The 21371-nt window shown below is 59.3% G+C and carries 14 protein-coding genes and 1 pseudogene; 11 read left to right on the forward strand and 4 right to left on the reverse strand.

The genetic code is table 11. From position 1 onward, the window contains the following. Positions 1 to 28 precede the first annotated feature (28 nt). The 3 genes from ACA056_RS10495 to ACA056_RS10505 all read right to left on the reverse strand — a co-directional run bounded on the left by ACA056_RS10495 (position 29) and on the right by ACA056_RS10505 (position 4894). On the reverse strand, positions 29 to 1543 hold the full coding sequence (locus tag ACA056_RS10495) for a TolC family protein (protein WP_497273509.1): 1515 nt from the start codon (positions 1541 to 1543) through the stop codon (positions 29 to 31). A 117-nt stretch (positions 1544 to 1660) separates the two neighbouring features. Next, positions 1661 to 1876 carry a hypothetical protein gene (locus ACA056_RS10500; protein WP_497272485.1) on the reverse strand — a complete coding sequence of 72 codons (216 nt, stop codon included), beginning with the start codon at positions 1874 to 1876 and terminating at the stop codon, positions 1661 to 1663. 120 nt (positions 1877 to 1996) lie between these two features. Next, positions 1997 to 4894 (reverse strand): AAA family ATPase, encoded by a 2898-nt coding sequence (locus tag ACA056_RS10505; RefSeq protein WP_497272487.1) that lies wholly within the window; start codon positions 4892 to 4894, stop codon positions 1997 to 1999. 386 nt (positions 4895 to 5280) lie between these two features. Between ACA056_RS10505 and mhpA the strand changes: the two genes are divergently transcribed. Both mhpA and ACA056_RS10515 read left to right on the forward strand, forming a co-directional pair. Beyond that, complete coding sequence (gene mhpA / locus ACA056_RS10510; protein ID WP_497272489.1) at positions 5281 to 6939, forward strand: bifunctional 3-(3-hydroxy-phenyl)propionate/3-hydroxycinnamic acid hydroxylase MhpA; 1659 nt, start codon at positions 5281 to 5283, stop codon at positions 6937 to 6939. A gap of 2 nt (positions 6940 to 6941) precedes the next feature. Beyond that, the gene (locus ACA056_RS10515) at positions 6942 to 7589 is read left to right on the forward strand and encodes a TetR/AcrR family transcriptional regulator (RefSeq protein ID WP_497272491.1); all 648 of its coding nucleotides are present in this window, start codon (positions 6942 to 6944) and stop codon (positions 7587 to 7589) included. On the opposite strand, the gene ACA056_RS10520 is transcribed toward ACA056_RS10515, so the two are convergent. Further along, positions 7578 to 8846, reverse strand: a complete 1269-nt coding sequence (locus ACA056_RS10520) for an NADH:flavin oxidoreductase/NADH oxidase family protein (protein WP_497273510.1) — start codon at positions 8844 to 8846, stop codon at positions 7578 to 7580. The genes ACA056_RS10515 and ACA056_RS10520 overlap by 12 nt on opposite strands. A gap of 229 nt (positions 8847 to 9075) precedes the next feature. On the opposite strand from ACA056_RS10520, the gene ACA056_RS10525 reads away from it, so the two are divergent. From ACA056_RS10525 to ACA056_RS10565, 9 genes and pseudogenes are all read left to right on the forward strand, one after another. Then, positions 9076 to 9690 carry a TetR/AcrR family transcriptional regulator gene (locus ACA056_RS10525; protein ID WP_497272493.1) on the forward strand — a complete coding sequence of 205 codons (615 nt, stop codon included), beginning with the start codon at positions 9076 to 9078 and terminating at the stop codon, positions 9688 to 9690. An 85-nt stretch (positions 9691 to 9775) separates the two neighbouring features. Further along, a complete protein-coding gene (locus ACA056_RS10530) occupies positions 9776 to 10867 on the forward strand; it encodes a VOC family protein (protein WP_497272495.1) in 1092 nt (363 codons plus the stop codon). Between the two features lie 175 nt (positions 10868 to 11042). Continuing rightward, positions 11043 to 11999: a fumarylacetoacetate hydrolase family protein gene (locus tag ACA056_RS10535; protein WP_497273511.1), complete on the forward strand. Its 957-nt coding sequence runs from the start codon at positions 11043 to 11045 to the stop codon at positions 11997 to 11999. 2 nt (positions 12000 to 12001) lie between these two features. Beyond that, a complete protein-coding gene (locus tag ACA056_RS10540; protein ID WP_497272497.1) occupies positions 12002 to 13903 on the forward strand; it encodes an acyl-CoA synthetase in 1902 nt (633 codons plus the stop codon). Between the two features lie 152 nt (positions 13904 to 14055). Beyond that, positions 14056 to 15375, forward strand: coding sequence for an outer membrane protein transport protein (locus ACA056_RS10545; protein ID WP_497272500.1), 1320 nt, complete (start codon positions 14056 to 14058; stop codon positions 15373 to 15375). Between the two features lie 186 nt (positions 15376 to 15561). After that, positions 15562 to 16344, forward strand: a pseudogene (locus ACA056_RS10550) (MCP four helix bundle domain-containing protein); the annotation flags it as partial. Continuing rightward, entirely contained in the window at positions 16339 to 17202 is an 864-nt protein-coding gene (locus tag ACA056_RS10555) for a methyl-accepting chemotaxis protein (RefSeq protein WP_497273512.1), read from the forward strand. The pseudogene ACA056_RS10550 and the gene ACA056_RS10555, both read left to right, overlap by 6 nt. Before the next feature lie 186 nt (positions 17203 to 17388). After that, positions 17389 to 20286, forward strand: a complete 2898-nt coding sequence (locus ACA056_RS10560) for an EAL domain-containing protein (protein WP_497272502.1) — start codon at positions 17389 to 17391, stop codon at positions 20284 to 20286. 149 nt (positions 20287 to 20435) lie between these two features. Then, positions 20436 to 21362 (forward strand): Gfo/Idh/MocA family protein, encoded by a 927-nt coding sequence (locus tag ACA056_RS10565; protein WP_497272504.1) that lies wholly within the window; start codon positions 20436 to 20438, stop codon positions 21360 to 21362. Positions 21363 to 21371 lie beyond the last annotated feature (9 nt).

Below are 21371 nucleotides of genomic sequence, written 5' to 3' on the forward strand. Positions count from 1 at the left end.
CGGTTCCTCTTTGGAAAACGACAGATACTTAGGAAAGTGGTGGCCGGTCGGCTTTGGCGGATGCGGTTGAGTTGGCGGGTTGTTCGAACACCTGCCAGCCCCCGCCCAGTGCCTTGTAGAGCTGCACGCTGTCGAGCAGCAGGCGGGTGTTGCTTTCGTTGGAATTCAGGCGTGCCGCCAGGCGCGCCCGTTGCGAATCCAGCAGTGGCAACAGGTCGATTTGCCCGCGGTTATAGAGCGACTGGGCGCGGTTCTGCGCAGCCTCCGCGGACGCGGCGGCCAATTGCAGCGACCCGGAGCGGCGGCGTTCCTGCGCAAGCGTGACAAGGGCGTTTTCCACATCCTCGAGCGCCCGTACGATGCCGTCCTCGGCGCGTAGCAGCGCCTCTTGTTGAGCGCTTTCGGCAGCATCATTGATTGCTTGCGTGCGCCCGGCGTTAAAGAGCGGCATCGCCAGCAGGCCCGCCACGTTGGTGAAGCGCGCAACGCCGAGATCGGCGCCGTTCAGGCTCAAGCCCTGGCGGCCGAAGGAGGCATCGAGGAACAGCCGCGGAAACCACTCGGCCGCGGCCTGCTTGCGGCGCGCATTGGCTGCATCGAGCTGCGCCATCAGCGCCAGCACGTCAGGTCGGCGTTGCAGCAGCTCGGCGGGCTGGCCCGGCTTGGCCTCGGGCACCACTGTCACATCGCTAACCGAAGTCTGGATGTTCGCGGTATTGAAGGACTGGTCGGCAATCAGCACCGCGATACGATGGCGCGACACAGCCACCTGCGTTTCCAGCGGCGGAATCTGCGCCCGCGCCGACAAGGCGTCGGTCTGCGCACGTTCGACGTCGAAGGCGGATGCCAGCCCCACCTGCTGGCGAGCGGAAACCAGACGCAGTGTCTCGTCCTGCATCGCTGAGATGGCGCGCAGCGTCGCGACCTGGCGTTGCGCGCCGACCAATGTGAAGTAGTTGCTGACGACGTCGCTCATCACCAGCAGGCGTACGCCGCGCATGCTGTGCTCCGCGGCCAGCGCATCGGCGTCGGCCGCCGCTGCGCCGGCGCGCAGGCGGCCGCTCAGGTCGAGCTCCCACGAGACGTCCAGGCCCGCACTGGTGGTCTTGGTATCCGGATAACCCTGTTTCGTGGCCGAGCTGTAGCCGCTGCTGCGATCACTGCCGGAGGCGGATGCGCCGACACTCGGGAACAGCCATGAACGGCTGACCGTTTCGCCTGCACGCGCGGCGCGCAGGCGCTCGGCGGCAATCTTGACGTCGCGATTCTCGCGCGCTGCCCGGCGCACCAGATCCGTCAGCACGGGGTCGTGGTAGACCTCCCACCATGCCGCCTCGGGTTCCATTTCGGAGGCCGTGCTCGTGGAGAAGTTGCTCGGCAGTTCTACCGACGGCGTGAGCACCTCCGTGGAGCAACCGTTCAAGACCAGGGCAACAGACGCGGCGAGCGCTGCCCCCATGACGACGCTGACCACGCGTTCGGCATATTGCAGGGGCGTCTGCCCGTTGCGGGTCAACAGATGGGAAGTTGGAAGTCGCGACATCGGATTGGACTCGTGAAGATTCGAGGTGGCATCAGCGTAGGGCTCGGTGTGCGCGAAGTCGTCAGCGAAGGGTCGCCGTTCGGTCGCCATATCGGGCTCTCATTCAGGTTGGAGACGTCACTCGCCGTCGGCATCCGCCGCGTGCTCACCGGCCGCGGACGCGAGGTCTGAGGCAATCGACTCCAGCAGTTCTTCGGCGGAGGAAAACTCGCGTTGTCGTCCGGTGACCAGGTTTTCGAGGCGGCCCACCAGGGCCCCCGGCGCGGCGTCGCTACGCAGCTTCACTACGTAAGAGCGGCGGCTCGGGTATTTGGATTCAGGGTTCAGGATCATCGCGGACCAGGGGGCAAGAAAGTTCGACGACAGCGTAAGCGTCCCCCTGGGGCGAGTCGTAAGCGAAAGGTCAGACTTCGGTCGGGACAGTAATCCTTACCGCAGAGAAATCGCGCCGCTTCACGCCGGCTTGGCAGCGTGAATCAGCAAGCGCGCACGTTTCGCCAGCTCGGTTCCGTCAGTTTCCGGCGACTGGTCAACCAGCGTGGCCAATGCCTGTTGGTCCTCGGCCGTAGCGTCAGGGTGCTCGCACAGTTCGACCAGCGCTTGCAGCTCCAGCCACGGTGCTTCCTGGGCGCGAGCCTCTTCAACCGCGCGCCGCACCGCAGCGATGCCGGCGTCGGGCTGACCCTGTGCTCGCGAGATCGCTGCCTCCAGCAGCAATAGCTGCGGCAGGTAGACGCGCTCGCCCAGTTCCTCGCCCACCCGAAATGCTTCCTGCAGCTCGACTTGCGCTGCGTTGCAATCACCTGCGAGCAGCAGCGCTTCGGTGGCGTAGCCGAGCACCTCGCTGGCACCGGAGCGCATTCCAAGCCCGGTGTGTTCTTCATAGGCCTCGCGGATGCGACGGTAGCCGTCGCGCGGTGCACCGTTGCGCGCGTCGGCCCAGCCACGCCACCAGCGACAAGCCGTTCGCCCCAGTGCGAGCGAATACTCATCGACCAACTTCTGCATGTCGTCAGCCAGCGCGGCTACACGCACGTGGTTTCCCATCCGCACCTCGATCAACACCTCCTGCCAGGCGGCGACCAGCCAGGTCATGGGTTGGCGCAACGCCTGCGCGCGTACCCGCGCCTGCTGCCTGTGGACTCGGGCTTGCTCAACCAGACCAGAACGCACGAGTTCTATAGCCAGCATGCCGTGCAGCATGACCTGAGGATCAGCCGCAAAAACCTCGTTCGTCCCGATGTCCAGCGGTTCGGCGATCGCGAGGGCGCGTTCCAGCCAGCGGCGAGTCGTTTTCGTGCGTCCCTGGAGGTGATGCACCTCGCCCTGGACGATGCACGCCGCCAGCATGAGCTCTTGATCATTTGCCTCGCAGGAGAGGGCTTCGGCACGCTCAGCCACTTCGAGCGCCAACGCATAGTCGCCGCGCAGACCAAGCAGATAGCCGAACCCGTGCAGCAGACGACCGCGCATGGGGTGTTCGGGGACATCCGCCAACAGCCTGTATGCACGTTCGAAGGCGCTTTTTGCTTCGCTGCCGACACCGAACATGTGGAAAGCCGAAACTCCTTGCAGCGTGGCCAGGGTGATTTCGAGCGCATTGCGCTCCGTCCCTTCGGGAGCCTGCATCAACAGGACCAAGGCACGCTCAGTGAGGCCGATGCACAAGTCCGGGCTGAAGTGCAGTAGTGCGGCTTCCGCGGCCTCGGCGTAATAACGCAGCGCAATCATCGGCTGCCGAGCCCGGTCGAAGTGCATTGCCAGCTCCGAGGCAGCAACCGGCACGCCGGTCGTGCGCTCGCGTTCGAGGGCAGCGCCGACCTGGCGATGGAGTTGGGTGCGCAATGAGCGCGGCGTGCGGTCGTACAGCACTTGGCGGAAGAGAGCATGTCGGAAGGAGTGGGGTGGCTCTAGCGTCTCCTCAACTTCTGTGGCCCGCGATCGTATGAGCCATACCTGCTCGCGTATCAGGTCTTCACAGGCGTGGGCCACCGAAGCGAGGTCTCGCTCGAGGGCCAGTGAAACCGTCTCGATTCGGAATTCAACTCCGCATACCGCTGCGGCCGAGAGGAGGGTACGTTGTTCCGGACCCAGCCTGGCGATGTAGTGATCAATGATGGCTGCGAGGTTTTCGGGAACCGCCAGATCCGCAAGCCTTGCTTCGATGGTGACTTTGTCGTCCTTTGGGTCCATCACTTCACTGGTGATTGACGACACGAACAACGGCACACCGTCAGTGCGCTCGTGCAGGGCGCGCACGAAGGTTTCATCGCGTGCCAGCGAGGTCGAACGCAACGCAATATAGGCAGCGACCTCGGTTTCCGAGAACGGGTCGAGCACCACTTCCTCGCACAGACGTTGCAGGCGCAGTTCGTGGCGCAAGGAGCTCAGGGGATGATCGAGCGCAACCACCTCGGCGAGGCGGAAGCTCGACAGCCACATCAGCCGCGTACGGCCACGTCGCCGTGCCACATAGTTGATGAGCTGGACCGTCGCCCGATCGCTCCAGTGCAGGTCTTCGGTCACCAGCATCAGCGGGCGCTGCTCCGTGTAGCGGTCCAGCAATTCGCCCATTTCCCGGAGCATGCGGTCCGGGCCGACACCGGCAAGCTCGCGCCTCAATGCGTCTTTCTCCTGCGTGGTACTCAGCCACGGGAGTTGAAGCAGCCAGGTCGGTGCCACGGCGCGCATCAGCGCCGGCAGGGTGGGGTCGGTGCGGCACAGATCGGCTAACGCCTCCAGCACCGGCAGATATGGCTCGCCGGCGCCGTAGTGCTCCACGCAATGGCCGCGTGCGCAGGCGATATCGCCAAGGTTTGCGAGGAAATGTTCGATCACCGTCGTCTTGCCAATTCCCGGCTCGCCGGCGAGCCAGACCACGGCGCGCTGGCCGCCATTGGCCCGCTCCCAGGCCCTTTGCAGCCTCGCGACCTCGTCCGTGCGACCGATGAATGACGGTGACGAAGGTGTGCCGGTCGCTGTAACCGTCGCGGATGCAGGCGGCATCGAAAGTGTGGAGGAGGGTGGGGCGATGAAGCGATAGCCGCGCCGCGACACCGTCTCGATGAAACGAGGATGCCTGGGGTCGTCGCCCAGCACCTTGCGCAGATCGCTGATGGCCGTTTTCAGTACTGAATCGCTGACGAACCGATGCCCCCACACGGCATCAAGCAAGGCATCCTTGGTTACCAGCGACCCTGGCTGGCGTGCCAGCACGCATAACAACGTGAAAGGCGTTGGTGCCACTGCAACGGGTTCCCCATTACGCAACAAGCAGGCGTTGGACTCGTCGAGCTCGAATTCGAAGAAGCAGAGCAAGACTGGATCTGGGTGGGGCTGCGGACGTGCCACGGTTGATTCCTAAAGACTAAAACAGGGTTGTGCGCCGCGAAGCTTCACAGGGGGTTCGATGCTGAAAACCGGTGTGCCCGACTTCCCTGTCGACCAGCCATTTGAATCAACGGCTCTCCAGCCTCGGCAGTCTTGAGCCATTGCTCCAATGACAACGCTGATCGGCGCTGAAGCCAAGCGTCGCCGGTCGGAAACTGGCACACGCGCAAACTCGGTTCACGCCGCGCACTTCGGCTCGGCCCTTGGCTCATCGCGGGTTGAGCATGATCCCAAAAAACTAATGACAAAAACATCAATATTGAAATATCTCTCAATATTGAATACCTTGACCTTGCCTGACGATGAGACCTCGCGTCTCACGACTTCAATCACAACAAGGGCCCGAGATGAACAACAACAAGAAAGTTTGCGAATTGCCTCCCGCCGCCGTCGACGTGCTGGTTATCGGTTATGGTCCGGTAGGTGCGACCATCGCTGCGCTGCTCGGCCGCTATGGGGTCACGACCCTGGTACTGGACAAGGTCCATGACGTCGTACTGATGCCGCGTGCCATTGCTCTGGACAACGAGGCGCTGCGCATCCTGCAACTTGCCGGTTTGTCGGAAGACGCTTTCGAGAAGATCGTTATCCCCGAAGTGAAGATGCACTCCCCGGTACTCGGGCAATTCGGCCGAGCCAATACTGAGGGGTGCATCGACGGCCATCCGAAACTTGTGACGTTCTATCAACCCGACCTCGAACACGCGATGCGCAGCCAGGTCTCCCGGCTGAAGTCAGTGACCAGTCTTGGTGGCTTCGAGCTTGAGAGTCTGGTTGAGGAGTCGGATTGCGTCGTCGCCTCCGTACGGGATCAGAATGGGCAATCGCATTCCGTTCGCGCCCAGTACCTGGTCGGTGCGGATGGCGCAAGCTCCAGGGTCAGGGCACTGATTGGCCAGGAGTTCGAAGGGCAGACCTATGCGGAGGATTGGCTGATTGTCGATGTCATGAACCGGCATAAGTCAGCGATTGATCACATTGAGTTTCTCTGTAATCCGCAGCGCCCAACGCCGCACATGCCCGCACCCGGCGGCAGGGAGCGTTGGGAGTTCATGCTGCAACCCGGTGAATCCCGGGAAGAGCTGGAAAGCCCGGAAAGCATAGCGCGGCTGATCGCACCATGGATCAACCCGCAGGAGTTGCAAATCGAGCGCAAGGCGGTGTATCGATTCCACGCGCGCTGCTGCAACAGATTCAGCAAGGGACGCATCTTCCTCGCCGGCGACGCAGCGCACATCACCCCTCCTTTTGTCGGGCAAGGCCTCGTAGCGGGACTTCGAGATGGCGCCAACCTTGCCTGGAAACTGGCCTGGGTCCTTCGCGGCCATGCCGCGCCTGCAATACTCGATACCTATGACGTAGAGCGCCGCCCCCATGCCCAGGCGATGATCAATCTGGCGAAACTCATGGGCCGCATGGTGATGCCCAAGAACAAGATCGCAGCTTTCTTTATCCACGGCCTGATGCGCATGCTGGCGTTGACTCCCGCTACCAGGAAATACTTCGAACAGTTGGACATCAAGCCGAAGAACACCTTCAAACACGGTCTGTTCGTGCAGCATCGCCGGGGCGACAAACTGGTACGTGGCAGCCTGTTTCCCCAAACCTGGATTCGCACCATGCAAAAGCAGATCAAACTGAGCGACGATGCTCTTGGAGACAACCTGACCCTGGTTGGATTCGGTGTTGACCCGTTGTCCCTGCTCACCACTGAGCAGATCGTTTCCTGGGAAAAAATGGGAGGCCACTTCTTAGAGGTCAGAACACGCGGCCAACGCTCCGGCGGCAGCTGTGACTTCATCGAAGACATGAATCATGACATCCTGCCGCTAGCCCCCAAAGGAACGCTCGTCGCGGTTCGTCCCGACCGGATCATCATGCACCACGCCCCTGGCTCAGAGGCCGACAGCCTTCTTCAAGACTGCAGGAACCTGCTGGCTAGCGAAGGCGCCACTCCGGACAGCGTTTCCATTACCATCAACGAGCCCATTAGATTGCGAGCTTGATCATGCATTCCCCCACACTTCCTTTAGAAGCTGATGCGCCAGAACCTCTCACGAGAGGTCACAAGAAGCGTGAGCGCACCCGTCGCGGCCTGGTGGACGCGGCATTGCGTCTTGTCGCACGTAAGGAGGTGGGGGAGATCGCGCTGCTCGAGGTCGCCGCGGAAGCAGCGGTATCCAACGGCACCATCTACAACTATTTTCGAACGCGCGACGAAGTACTCGAGGCGGTGGGCATCGCCATGGCCGCCGAGTTTTCTGACGCCATTTCCGTCTTGAACTCTGACGTGCAGTGCGGTGCGCAGCGGCTTTCGATTGGCGTTCGCATGTTTGTATGTCGGGCCGCCGACGACCATCAATGGGCGAATGCGCTGCTGCGCATCATCCATTTCGACCAGGCAATGCGCACGCGTTTGGCGGACCATGTACTGGGCGATCTGCGTGAGGGGCTGCGTGCGGGTACTTTTGTTTACGTGGACGAAGGGGTCGCCCTGGACATCGTCTTATCATGCACAACCGGAGCAATGCGCTCAGTTGTCGAGGGGCGCGCAGTGGCAGAGCACGATCTGCGGGTCGCCGAAATGGTTCTCCAGGCTCTGGGCGTAACACCTGCCAGAGCCAGGAGAATCGCCGGCAAGCCGCTACCCACCTGATTTGATGTCATCCTTGATCCGCCAGGCTTGATCAATCCATTGCCGATAGCTCTTCGCCTGGCGACGAGACTTCAGCTGATTGCCGATCAATGCCATGAGAGGCGACGTCCCGGGTTTTGTCCGTTTCCCTTGACTCAGCAAGCCGAGCTGCTTCTTGATCACCGACGCCACTGCAAGCGATGCCAGCGCCTTGTTCTTCCAGCGGACGACGATGGGCTCCACTTCGGTGTCCTGACCTGCCATCCACTGTTTCGGCAGGGCTGGCTCGATTGCCAGTGCAGTGGCAAGTCCGACCATCGACACCGAGCCGCTCACCACGCGCTCTGCCACCTCCTTTCTACGCACGCCACCGGTGACCATCAGCGGCATGCGCGCTATTTCTCCTATTTTCTCTGCGAACTCGAGAAAGTAGGCTTCTCGAGCCAGGCTGCTGCCATCGCGTGTCTGCCCCTGCATGGCCGGGCTTTCGTAGCTGCCACCCGACAACTCGACCAGATCGACCGCCTTGCTGTTAAGCATTTCCACTACCCGGGCCGCATCCGCGGCATCGAACCCGCCGCGCTGAAAGTCCGCGGAGTTGAGCTTCACAGCGACGCAAAAGATCGGTGCCACTCGCTGACGTATTGCGTCGATGGTTTTCAGGAGAATTTGCGCACGATTTTCCAGGCTACCGCCCCAGCGGTCGTCACGCCGATTGGTCAGGGGCGAAAGGAATTGGCTGAACAGGTAGCCATGCGCGGCATGAATCTCCACGCCGGTGAATCCGGCGCTCTCGGCCAGCACCGCCGCTTGGGTATAGCGCCCGATCAGCTCTTCGATCTCCTGCTCCTCCAAAGCCCTGGGCGGCACAAACGCTTTTGAAAGTCCGGGGATATCGACCGCCACTGCGGAGGGGCCCCTTGCCGATTGCCCCATTGAAGCCAACAGCTGCCGTCCGGGATGATTGATTTGCATCCAGGCCTGGGCTCCACGACTGCGGCAAGCATCGGCCCATAGCTTGAATTTGCCCAGGTTCCGATCATCCTCAAGTACGACACCAGCGGGTCCGGTCAAGGCGTGACGGTCAACCATGACGTTGCCAGTGATGATCAGACCGGCACCACCCTCCGCCCAACGCTGGTAGAGCTTAACCAGCGCTTCCCCTGGAGCGTGATCCTCATTGGCAAGGTTCTCCTCCATGGCAGCCTTGGCGATTCGGTTTGGAATCACCGTGCCGTTGGGCAATCGAAGCGGTTTGAAGAGATTTGAGCCGGTCATGTTCTGTCCTTCAGCTGATAAAAAGTCGGCCAACATAATTGAACACGCGTGTTCAGTTATGTCAATGTGCAGGACTTTTATTGACCCGATGGCATCGATCATGGCGTCCAGATTGTTTGGTTTATAAGGTCGGTTTCGGACAGAAAATCCAACATGCTAAAAAATAGTGTTGACGTAAAATGAACACGAGTGTTCAATCGGTCCATAAGGTAATCCTGGAGAGAGAACCGTGGAATCCCTGAATCCAACACAGCGTCGCATCCATCAAGCTGCCTTTCGCCTGTTTGCCGAGAGAGGCACCTCACACGTGAACATCCTCGACCTCGCCCAAGAGGCAGGCGTGGCGCGCGGAACGGTCTATAGCAACATCGACAGCATGGAAAGCCTGTTCGAGGCGGTCGCCAGTCATCTCGCGAGGGAGATGCATGAGCGCGTCAACAAGAGCTTCGACTCCCTCTCGGATCCCGCTCATCGCCTTGCAAATGGCATTCGATTCTTCATTCGCCGAGCGCACGAAGACTCCCAGTGGGGCGCGTTCATCCATAAATTCGCCATGAGCAATTCGGCGTTGCGCGAAATGTTCAGCAGCCAAGCGACCCAGGATCTTCTGAGCGGGCTTACCACTGGGCGCTACACGTTTGCGCAGGAGCAATTGCTCTCGGTACTGACGTTGATATCGAGCAGCGTGCTTGGCTCGATTTTCCTGGTGCTGGAAGGTCACCGAACGTGGCGCGAGGCGGGCTCTGATACCGCCGAGCTGGTACTGCGGGCATTGGGTGTGCCGTCAGAGGAGGCTCGTGCGTTGGCGACCAAAGAGTTGCCGGCACTTCCATCTCTCGACTGAGTTCGTAACTGACTTAATTGGCTAAACCCCTGGATTTTCAGGGGTTCGGGACAGCTTTGCCCAAAAAAACCGGAAAACAATAACAATGAACAACAAAATCGAACTGCACCGGTTGGCGACGCAACAGCCCGCCCGGCATCCGCAGCCGACGGTAAAGGCCCAGGATCTGACTCACCTGATTTTCCAACGGCCGGACTTGAATGAGGCGGCGCGTTTTCTGACTGACTTCGGCCTGACGGTAAGTCGGCAGGACTCCGATACGCTCTATATGCGGGCCACCGACGCCACTGCCTATTGTTACCGTGTCCAACGGGCCGAACATGCACGTTTTATCGGGTTCGGACTTGCCGTGCAGTCCCTGGAAGATCTGGAAAAGCTCACTCGGATCCCGGGTGCATCATCGATCGAGAAATCGGATCATCCTGGTAAAGGGTATTACGTCAGACTGACGGATCCTTCCGGTTTCATTGTGGAAGCTGTCTGCGATCAGACGCCTTGCAAGACGCTGGCCCATAGAGCTCCTCTCAACTGGAATCTGGCGCAGGAACAACCGCGAATAAACGCCACGCAGCGCCCGCCGATTGCTCCCCCTGAAGTACTCAAACTGGGTCACATCGTCATTGAAGTGGCCGACTATCAAGCGACCTGTGCCTGGTATACGCAGCATTTCGGGTTTATTCCCAGCGATGTGCAGGTTCTCCCCGACGGCACGCCTATTGTCACTTTCATGCGCCTTGATCTCGGTGACATTCCCGCGGATCACCATACGCTCGCGATTGCGCAAGGGTTCATGGCCGCCTACAGCCATAGCGCCTATGAAGTCGTCGATGCAGATGCCGTGGGTATGGGGCAGCGCGTCCTGCGCGAGCGCGGGTGGGAGCACTCATGGGGCATCGGCCGGCATATTCTGGGCAGTCAGATCTTCGATTACTGGCAAGACCCTTGGGGTGATAAGCACGAGCATTATTGCGACGGGGATCTTTTCACGGCCACTCGGCCTACGGGCATTCATCCGGTGAGTCCTGAGGCAATGGCGCAGTGGGGGCAGCGCATGCCCAAGAGTTTTACCAAACCCAAGATGAGCCTGGCCAATCTGCTTCTGCTGATCCGCAACCTGCGACGCAGCCCGGACCTGACCATTCGAAAGTTGGTAACACTCATGCGGATGTTCGGGTAGAGCTGCCGCCATGTCGGACAACTCAGCCCGGTTTCGCCGGCGGGACGTGCTTAAAGCCGGCGCTTTGATTGCTGGCGGTGCGTGGGTCTACACCGTTGCCAGCCCCTTTTCAGAACAACATCACAGTTCTCGCGCCACCGAACGCGGGACAAACGCCGCTCCAGGAGTACCTTCAATGTCTGCTGTACACGTAGTCCGCTTTGAATTTCAGAACGGTATCCACTGGGGCGTGCTACGCCAGGGCCGTATCACAGTTGTCCCCGGTGTTTTTGAAACCACCGGTGACTTTATTAGCCAGAACAGTATCGACGACCTCGCTCAGCTAAAAGGTTCGGAGTTGGAGGAGGGCGAAGTAAAACTGCTGTCGCCGGTAACCCGCAACCAGCAATTCGTCTGCCAGGGTGCCAATTACCGTCAGCACATGATCGAGTCGGGCATGGACCCGGATGCGAAGAAATTCAACATGATCTTCACCAAGGCGACGAGTTGCCTGGTGGCGGCAGACAGCGACCTGATCAAACCGCGCCACGTGCGCTTCCTTGACTACGAGATCGAGCTAGGCCTTGTGATGAAGCGCTCGATCACCGGCGCTATTGCTGTCACCGACGCCAATCTGCATGAGTTCATTGCAGGCGTTGTCATCGTCAATGACTACTCGGCTCGTGACATTCAGATTCCCCAGATGCAGTTCTACAAGGGCAAGAGCTACCGCACTTTCGGCCCGGTCGGCCCGTACCTGTGCCTTCTGGATGCCAAGAACATGCATTACCTGAAAGAACTGCAGCTGCGCCTGACAGTCAACGACCAGGTACGACAGAACGACAGCACAGCAAATCTGGTTTACGGCCCCGCTGAAACCTTGACCGAACTTTCCTCCTTGCAAGATCTCGCCGTTGGAGACTTGATCGCCACTGGTACGCCTGCCGGCTGCGCTCTAACGATCCCTTCGCCCGGTAAAATGCGCATTGCAGCCCTTTTGCCAGAAGCCACCAAGTGGAAGCTTTTCCTCAAGGCACAAGAGGGTCGGTCTCAGTATCTCAAGCCAGGAGACGTAGTCGAAGCGCGCATTAGCAGCGCGGATGGTGTGATCGACCTGGGCGTGCAACGTAACCGAGTCGTAGAGGAAGCCTGACGATGATGGTGCGATCGCTGAATGACATTGAAAATATCGAGCAGGTCCCGTTGGCGGAACGTGGCTTGGATTCCAGCACCTATGAAGCGCTGAAACGTACCGCCGAGCTTAGCCCCAACGCGCCTGCACTGAGTTTCTTCGTCGACGCTACCAGCTTCAGGAACACCCACCACTGGAGCTATGCCGAACTCGTCGAAGATATCACTCGCGCGGCGAATGCCTTTCACGACCTGGGCATTACCCCGGGTGAAGTGCTGGCCTTCATCCTGCCCAACCTGCCGGAAACCCATTTCACCATCTGGGGGGGTGAAGCGGCCGGTGTCGTCATGGCGATCAATCCGCTGCAAGAGGCCAAACAGATGGCTGCCTTGCTACGGGCCGCCAAGGCCAGCGTGGTGGTAACGCTCGCACCGACGCCGGGCAGTGACCTTTGGCCTAAGCTGGCCTCGCAGCTGGATCAACTTCCCGAGATCAAGCACGTCATTTGGGTTGGCATGGGCCCCTATGTTGATGTAGCTCAGCGTGAATCGCTTGAATCCCTGGCAGAGAAAGAACATGAGTTGCACAGGGGGGCCACGATTCACGAATTACGGACGCTGATGGATGCTCAACCAGGCACGCACCTGAAAAGCGACCGGCAATTCCGCCCTGAGGATCGTTCCTCTTACTTCTGCACCGGCGGTACCACCGGGCTACCCAAGATAGCAATGCGAACCCATGGGGCGGAGGTCTTCAATGCATGGGCCATGGCTACGCACATGCAACCACAGGGGAGCCGCCAGGTCATTTTTTGTGGATTACCGCTGTTCCACGTAAATGCACAGCTGGTGACAGGCCTGATGCCTTGGACCCAAGGTGATCATGTCATCCTCGGCACACCGCACGGTTATCGCGGTGAGGGTGTGATCACACGCTTCTGGGAGATGGTTGAGCACTTCGGCATCAACTTCTTTTCCGGCGTTCCAACCGTCTATTCCGCACTGTTGCAAAACGAGCTGGAAGGCCGCGACCTGTCCAGCCTTCGTTATGCCATGTGTGGTGCCGCGCCGATGCCGGTCGAGCTTTTCCGGGAGTTCGAAGGCCGGACCGGGGTAAAGATCCTCGAAGGCTATGGACTCACGGAAGGCGCGTGCGTCTCCTCGGTTAATCCGCCCCATGGCGAGCGCTATATCGGCTCTATCGGTATACGAATTGCTTACCAGGACATGCGCGCAGTCATGCTCGATGACGCTGGAGTTTATCTGCGCGACGCCGACATCGATGAAATTGGCCTGATCGCCATCACGGGTCCGAACCTGTTCGAGGGTTACGTTGAAGATAGCCATAACCGGGGCCTGTGGATTGAGATCAATGGTCAGCGTTGGCTGAATACGGGCGATCTGGGGCGCCAGGATGAAAATGGCTATTTCTGGCTGACCGGGCGCAAAAAGGAACTGATCATCCGCGGCGGTCACAATATCGATCCAAAACAAATCGAGGAGGCTTTACAGGCCCACCCAGCGGTGGCGTTGGCGGCTGCCATCGGCAGCCCGGACGCCTATTCGGGTGAAGTGCCGGTCGCCTTCGTGCAACTGCGACCAAATCATGACTGTACCGTCGAAGAACTTGAGCAGTTTGCTCAGCGACACATCAGTGAGCGGGCGGCTATTCCCAAGCGGATCGAAATCCTCGAAGCACTGCCATTGACGGCGGTTGGCAAAATCTTCAAGCCCGCCTTGCAGCAGCGCGAGGTGACCCGAGTAATTTGGCAGGAAGTGGAACGTATGTGTCTGAAGGGCATCGAGGTCGAGGTTATACAGCATGAACAACGTGGATTAGTCGCGTGCATCCGGGCCGGGAGAGATAAAGAGTCCCTGGCCCTCCTTCTTGGTCTCTATAGCTTTCAGGTGGAGTGGCTCAAATGAACCTGACTTCGTAAGTTCGGCACCCCGGCCCTGGTAATAGTCAACCAGGGCCTGTTTCACAACTTCGATCAACGCCAACCGGCACTACCAAGTGCACCGGAAGGCGAAGCTTTGCCTGCGCACCAATCAATAAAAACAATACGAGGTGGGAAATGAAACTGAGCAACCGTGCAACCCCGTGTCTCTCGGCTGTGCGAGAAATGTCTTCCTGGATTAAATTCACAGGTGTCGCGGCAATACTCAGCGTTTCAACAAACGCGGGCGCCAATGGCATTGCCTTGAACGAGCAAAGTGCAAGTAGTGCGGGTACTGCTTATGCGGGGAGGTCGTCTTCTGCGCTGGACGCCAGCACTATCTTTGGAAATCCCGCAGGTTTGACCAAATTGAAACGTACTGAGATTTCCGGCGGAGCTGCAGTCGTCTCGGTGAGCGATGACATCAGTGATGCACAGAGCAGTGCCCCGGGAACGAATAAAGGGGACTCGGTACCGTTGGGGGTTGTGCCCTTCGCTTATATGTCGACGCCACTTGATGATCGTTTCTCGATTGGCCTGGGTCTCTATGCTCCGAGTGGTCTGATCAATGATTACGAGAGCACTTTTCAGGGCCGCTACCATGGCTCCTATAGTACGACCAAGGAGATCACCCTTCAGCCCACCATTGCCTATCGGATCAATGACTACGTGTCCATTGGTGGCGGACCGACCATAAACCGTTTCAATGCAAAGCTTCAGAATTACCTGGCCACCGGCGCCCTGAACAACGGCGAGGACACATTGGTCACCATCAAAGGCGATGACACGGCACTTGGCTACAACCTAGGCATCCTGGTTGACTTTACTGAGTCAACCAGTTGGGGGATTAACTATCACTCGAAGGTGGACTATGAACTTGAAGGGCATACTGAAGTTTCCGGCTCCCCGAGCGTTATCCCGCTGGACGGAAAATATGACAACAAGATAGACCTCACCATGCCCGAATCCGTGGACACGTCTATCACCCATCATTTCAATAGTCGCTGGACGGGGTACCTGGGGACCACCTGGAAACGTTGGAGCCGGATCCAGAAGGTCGAGGCCGTCAACAGCGGACTTTCTCCCGTGGGCCAGGCGGCTGGCATGGGACATGTGATCGAAGAAATGAACTGGCGCGACACTTGGAGCACCGCAGTGGGTGCCTCCTATCAATTGAACCAACAATGGCTGCTGCGTGCAGGCTACGCCTATGATCCGTCGCCAATCAGAAATGCCGATCGCAGCGTGCGCATTCCCGTTGGGAATCGCCAGGCCGTGACTTTGGGCGGTGCTTATTCGCCGAATTCCGATCTGACCATAGACTTTGCTTATGGTTATCTCTGGGATTCCAAAGTCTCGGTAAAGCAGGCGAACAACTCCGGTCTTCAACCGGAATACAGTGCCAACTATGACAACAGTGCGAATGGACTTTCAGTGCAGGCAACCTATCGGTACTGATCGACACGATTCCATTTTTAATAGAGTGGATTTTCGCGGCCTTCTTTAAGGTTCACCTTTAATCGTTCATCAACTTTCCCAACGGGGGATGCAGTTCTGTTTGTCTATCAGTACCCACTACCGCGAATACTTTCGCGGTAGTGGTCGTTTTCCATTTCATTACCTCCAATCCATCGAGTTTGCCACGTGAACCTTCTGAATCAGTCCAAATTCTCGACCAAGCTTTTGACCTCGTTCGTCATTTGCGCCCTGATTACCCTGGCCGTGGGTGGGTTGGGAATGGTGGGAATCAATCGTTTGGCCACTGCGCTGTCTTTGACCTTTTCCAACAGCCTGGTCTCAGTGGGCAACATCAACGAGACCATGACCAGCCTGGTCGCTCACAACCGCGGGCTTTACCGGTTGCTTGACGCTCACGCCGGCGATGTGTCCGAAGCGGACAAGGCGCGTGTTCGCCAGAACCTGGCGACGGATCTGGCTCGGGCAGAAGATGCCTTCGCGACCTACCGTGCCACACCTCTGGCGGTTGACGAGCGGGCAGCCGGGGACAAGTACAAAGCACTGTGGCCCGGTTATGTGGCAGGTGCACAGAAGGTCATTGAGTCGGTGGACGTCGGCGATCTTGCGCAGGCACGCAATCGCCTGAACGCGCTGTCGGTTGACGTGTTCATTCATGCCCGCGATCACCTACGGGCCATGATCGATTCGAACAAGCGGCAGATCAAAGAAAGTGCCGAGGGTGCGCAGGAACTCGAAGCCAGCTCAATGCTGATCCTGTTGGTCGGGATCGTGATCGCCTTTCTGGTGGCTGTCGCTCTGGGCATTCTCATTACGCGCATGATCACCCGCCCGTTGGCGGTGGCAGTCGCGAGTGCCCAGCGCATTGCCGGTGGCGATCTGACCCAGAGCATTTCCACTACCCGTGGCGATGAAGCGGGGCAACTGCTCAATGCTTTGGCGGACATGCAGGGCGGCTTGAAACACACCATTGCGCAGATCGCCAGCGCCTCGAACCAGTTGGCCTCGGCCGCCGAAGAGCTGAGCGCTGTGACCGAGGAAAGTACCCGGGGCCTGACGCGGCAGAATAACGAAATCCAGCAGGCGGCCACCGCTGTCAATGAAATGACTGCGGCCGTCGAGGCCGTGGCGCACAACGCCGTGTCGACCTCCAAGGCCTCTAAAGCCGCGGCCGAAGACGCTGCTCATGGCCGCAGTCAGGTCGACCAAACGCTCATGGGCATCAGCACCATGGTGGAAGAGATCACCGAGTCGACCGAAACGGTGACTGAACTGGCCGGGCACATTCGGGAAGTCAGCAAGGTACTGGACGTGATCCGCAGCATTGCCGAACAGACCAACCTGCTGGCGCTCAACGCTGCTATCGAAGCCGCCCGTGCTGGCGAACAGGGACGCGGATTTGCGGTGGTGGCCGATGAAGTGCGCGCGCTCGCCCACCGCACCCAAGCCTCGACCGTAGAAATCGAAGGCATGATCAGTACCGTGCAATCGGGCGCTAATGGGGCCGTCACTGCCATGGGCAAGAGCCTGTCGCTGGCCATCAACACTCAGGAACTGGCCCAGAGCGCCGGGGCGGCGCTGGAGAAGATTACAGACAGGGTCGTCACCATAAACGAGCGCAATCTGGTGATCGCTTCGGCGTCCGAAGAGCAGGCCCAGGTCGCCCGTGAGGTGGACCGTAATTTGCTGAACATTCAGGACCTGTCGACCCAGACCGCTGCGGGTGCCAATCAGACCAGCGCTTCCAGCCAGGAACTGTCGCGGCTGGCCGTCTCCTTCAATGCACTGGTCACTCAATTCAAGCTTTAAGGCTGGAGGACGGCTTCGACCGCGAGGCGATCATTCAGAAACTTGTGGGCTGTAGCGTGTCGACATGGCACTAAAGCGAATAAAACGATTGAAAAAAACCTCTATAAGCTTTAAACGGAAAGCTCGCCGGCACATTGCTGGCAAACAGTACGTGAGTATCGCCAGTTTCTGGCTCAGGGAGCGCTGATGAGTTTTCGTCCATTGACCGACTCCCCACGGCAATCGAACGATTGCGACGTTTTTGCCTCTCAACAAAAAGGGAGTTTGGATACTGTCGCCCTGGCCTACGCTGGCAACGAGGACACGATCGAACAATTGCTGGACTCCGCGCGCAACTGGGCCCACACCACTGGCTGGGTCGTTTACCGCACCGGTGAACAAATGCATTGGGTCGGGCAGGGCAACCCGCTGGAGCAGTGGCCGTCAAGCGTTGCGAATGACGAGTTTGAAGCCTTTTGCCTGTCCATGCACTTGCACCGCTGGCCGACCGGTAGAGGCGAAAGTGTGCTGGGTTGGCTACTGGCGCCAGTCAACGATGCCGCGGAACCGGCGCTCGCCGAGTTTGCCCAGCGCCTGGGCATTGAGGTACAGACCAGTACCCTTGCCCGTGCGCAGATTACTCAGCGAGTGCTGTATGAAATTACCTACCTGGCCAGTTCGACCCGCGACCGGTCAGTGTTTCTGGTGGGGGTTCACCGACTGCTGGCTAGCCTGATCGACGCCGAGAATTTCTATCTGGCGCTGTATGACCCGCACAGCGGCAAGATTGACTACCCGTATTACGTCGACATCATCGACGTTGATGCCGTGGAGTCCTCGCACTACGAATACCTTGACCCTTCGCACCTGTCGTTGACCGGCCAGGTGTTGACCACCGGCCAGCCGTTGCTGATCGACGCCGCCGGCATTCTCGCGGCTCAGGCCGAGGACCGTTTTTACTGCGTGGGTGATCGTCCCGAATTCTGGATGGGCGCACCGTTGAAAAATGCCTCGGATGACGTGTTCGGCATGCTGGCCATGCAGGTCTACGACGTTTCGCGTACCTACAGCGCCGAAGACCGCGCGCTGTTTCTGGTGGTGGCCCGCCACGTGGCCATGGCGCTGGACCGGATTCTGCACCGAGAGGACCTGGAAGCGACGGTGATGCGTCGCACTCTGGAGCTTTCGGCACTCAACAACGCATTGCGGCAGGAAGTGGCAGAACGAGAGCGCGCCGAACATCTGCAGAGTGCACTGTTCCAGATTGCTGAGCTGTCGAGCCAGCCTGGCGACATGGCTGAGTTGTTTCAAACCTTGCATGGCATCGTCGGTGATCTGCTCTTCGCGCGGAACTTCTACATTGCGCTGTTCGACGACGCGACCAGTGAAGTGACCTTTCCGTATTATGTTGATGAGCGGCAAACGACCTGCCCGGTGGCACGGCGTGGGAGCCGGGGCTTGACCGAGTACGTTATCCGTCAGCGTCGACCTTGCCTGATTGACGCCGACGAAGCTGAGCGATTGACTGCGCACGGTGAAATCGAAGTTGCCGATGCGTATTTCCAATCCTATTCCTGGCTGGGCATCCCCTTGTTCGATGGCGATGTGGTGCGTGGCGTGCTGGCGGTGCAAAGCTATACCTCGCAGGTGCGCTATACCCTGCGTGATCAGGAATTGCTGACGTTCGTGTCGCGGCACATCGACACCGCGTTGTCGCGACGCACCGCCGCCGAAGCGATCCATGCTGCCAACCTCATGCTGGAAGCCCGGGTGCAGAACCGCACCCGCGAACTCGATCACGCCAATGCCAAGTTGCAACACGAAAACTCCCATGATGCGCTGACCGGGCTACCGAATCGCACCTACCTGCAACAGCGCCTCAATCTGGCCTGGTCGCAGTTCGGTTGCGCAGGCGGGCACCTGGCTGTGATGTTCATCGACCTCGACCGTTTCAAGATGGTCAACGACAGCCTTGGCCACCATTTTGGCGACCTGCTGTTGAGGCAGGCTGCCCATCGTCTGCGCGGCTGTCTGCGCGATACCGACATGCTGGCGCGCCTGGGGGGCGATGAGTTTTCGGTGCTCGCTCCCGAGGCACCGCTGGACGTGGTGATCGACATCGCCGAACGGATCCTGGTGGCGTTCGACCTGCCGTTTGTCATCAATGGCCATCAGGTTTTTTCGTCCTGCAGTATCGGCATTGTCAGCGCCGACAGTCAGTTCCATCACGAGCCAGCCGACTTGTTGCGCGATGCCGATGCGGCGATGTACCGGGTCAAAAGTGCCGGGCGCGACAGCTACGCGGTGTTCAACCAGGAAGTGCGCCGTGAAGTCTCGGACCAGGTCGAGCGTGAAGGTGCCTTGCGCAATGCGCTCAAACGCACTGACGAACTGCTACCGTATTTCCAGCCGATTGTCAGCGTCGAAACCGGCGAATTGTTGGCCCTTGAAGCGCTGATCCGCTGGCATCAGCCGGGCGGCCGGGTGATCGCGCCGGGCGAGTTTTTACCGGACGTCGAGGGTCTGCGCCTGATCGGTCGACTGGACCTGTACATGCTTACCAGCATCGCAGTAATCCTCGCACAGCCCGAGCACGCCAATTGGCCGCCGGTGCACGTCAATTGCTCCAGCTACAGCATGACGCGCCCGGACTTCGCCAGTGATGTGCTCGCACTGTTGGCGCGGCACGGGGTCTCGCCGTCGCGGATCTGCCTGGAGTTGACCGAAGGTGCGCTGGTCGCTGAGCCGGCGATTGCCCGACTCACCATGCAGCAATTGGCCGACAACGGCATGTCGGTGGTGCTCGATGACTTCGGTGCAGGGTTTTCATCCCTGAGCTATGTGCATCAATACCGTTTCAGCGGCTTGAAGATCGACAAGTCGTTCATCCTCGAATTGACCACCAGTTCCCGCAGTCGCGCGATTGTCCGGGCGATTGTGCGTATGGCCGAATCGCTGGACCTCAGCGTGGTGGCCGAAGGTGTCGAGGATGAAGCAACGTTGATCTTGCTGCGCGAAATGGGCGCAGGGCAGGCCCAGGGTTATTATTTTGCCAAACCGATGGGGTTGGAGGCGTTGTTGGCGAGTTCGCTGATCGGTCGCTAGGGTGCCAGTCTGGTCATGCTCTGGTGGACAGCGGCGGGGGCTTGCTGACAGCTGCGCATCCGAAAGCACATCATCAATGACTTCCCCGCTCTACAAACGTAACCTTGCCCGTTCGCTTCCAAGACAAGAAAAAAAGCCAGGAGTCATTGATGCAACCGATCCGTCTCGGTCTGGTGGGCTACGGCAAAATTGCCCAGGATCAACACGTCCCCGCTATCAACGCCAACCCCGCGTTCCAGTTGGTATCTGTCGCAACGCAAGGGCAGCCCTGCGACGGGGTAGCGAACTTTCAGTCTCTGAGCGAGCTGCTCGAAAACGGCCCGTCCGTCGATGCGATTGCGTTTTGCACGCCGCCGCAAGGACGATTCGTTCTGGTGCAACAAGCGCTGGCCGCTGGCAAACACGTGCTGGTGGAAAAACCGCCGTGCGCCACGTTGGGTGAAGCGATGGCGTTGGTGAATCAGGCAGATGAGCAAGGCGTCAGCGGTCTGTTCGCCTGGCATTCACGCTACGCGCCCGGCATCGAAGCCGCCCGCAACTGGCTGGCCACCCGCACCCTGCAACGCGTACAGATCGACTGGAAGGAAGACGTGCGCAAGTGGCACCCAGGCCAGGCATGGATCTGGCAACCCGGAGGCCTGGGCGTCTTCGATCCCGGTATCAATGCCTTGTCGATTGCAACCCATCTGCTGGCGCTGCCGCTGTTTGTTGAGTCTGCCGAACTGCGAGTCCCCAGCAACTGCCAGTCGCCTATCGCCGCCTCCATTAAAATGTCTGACGCGCACCACCTCGATGTTCGCGCGGAATTCGATTTCGACCACGGTCACGAAGAACTTTGGAGCATCGAGATTCGCTGCACCGAAGGCATCCTGAGACTGGACAACGGTGGCGCGCTGTTGAGTATCGACGGCGTGAGCCAAGCCGTATCGGAGGAAGGCGAGTACGCGGCGGTGTATCGACATTTTCAACAGCTGATTGGCGACAAAGCCAGTGACCTGGACCTCCAGCCGCTGCGACTGGTTGCCGACAGCTTTTTCGTCGGCAGTCGGGCGTTGGTTGCGCCGTTCTACGATTAACATCCGCTC

The sequence above is a fragment of the Pseudomonas sp. LBUM1666 genome, from assembly GCF_059695775.1.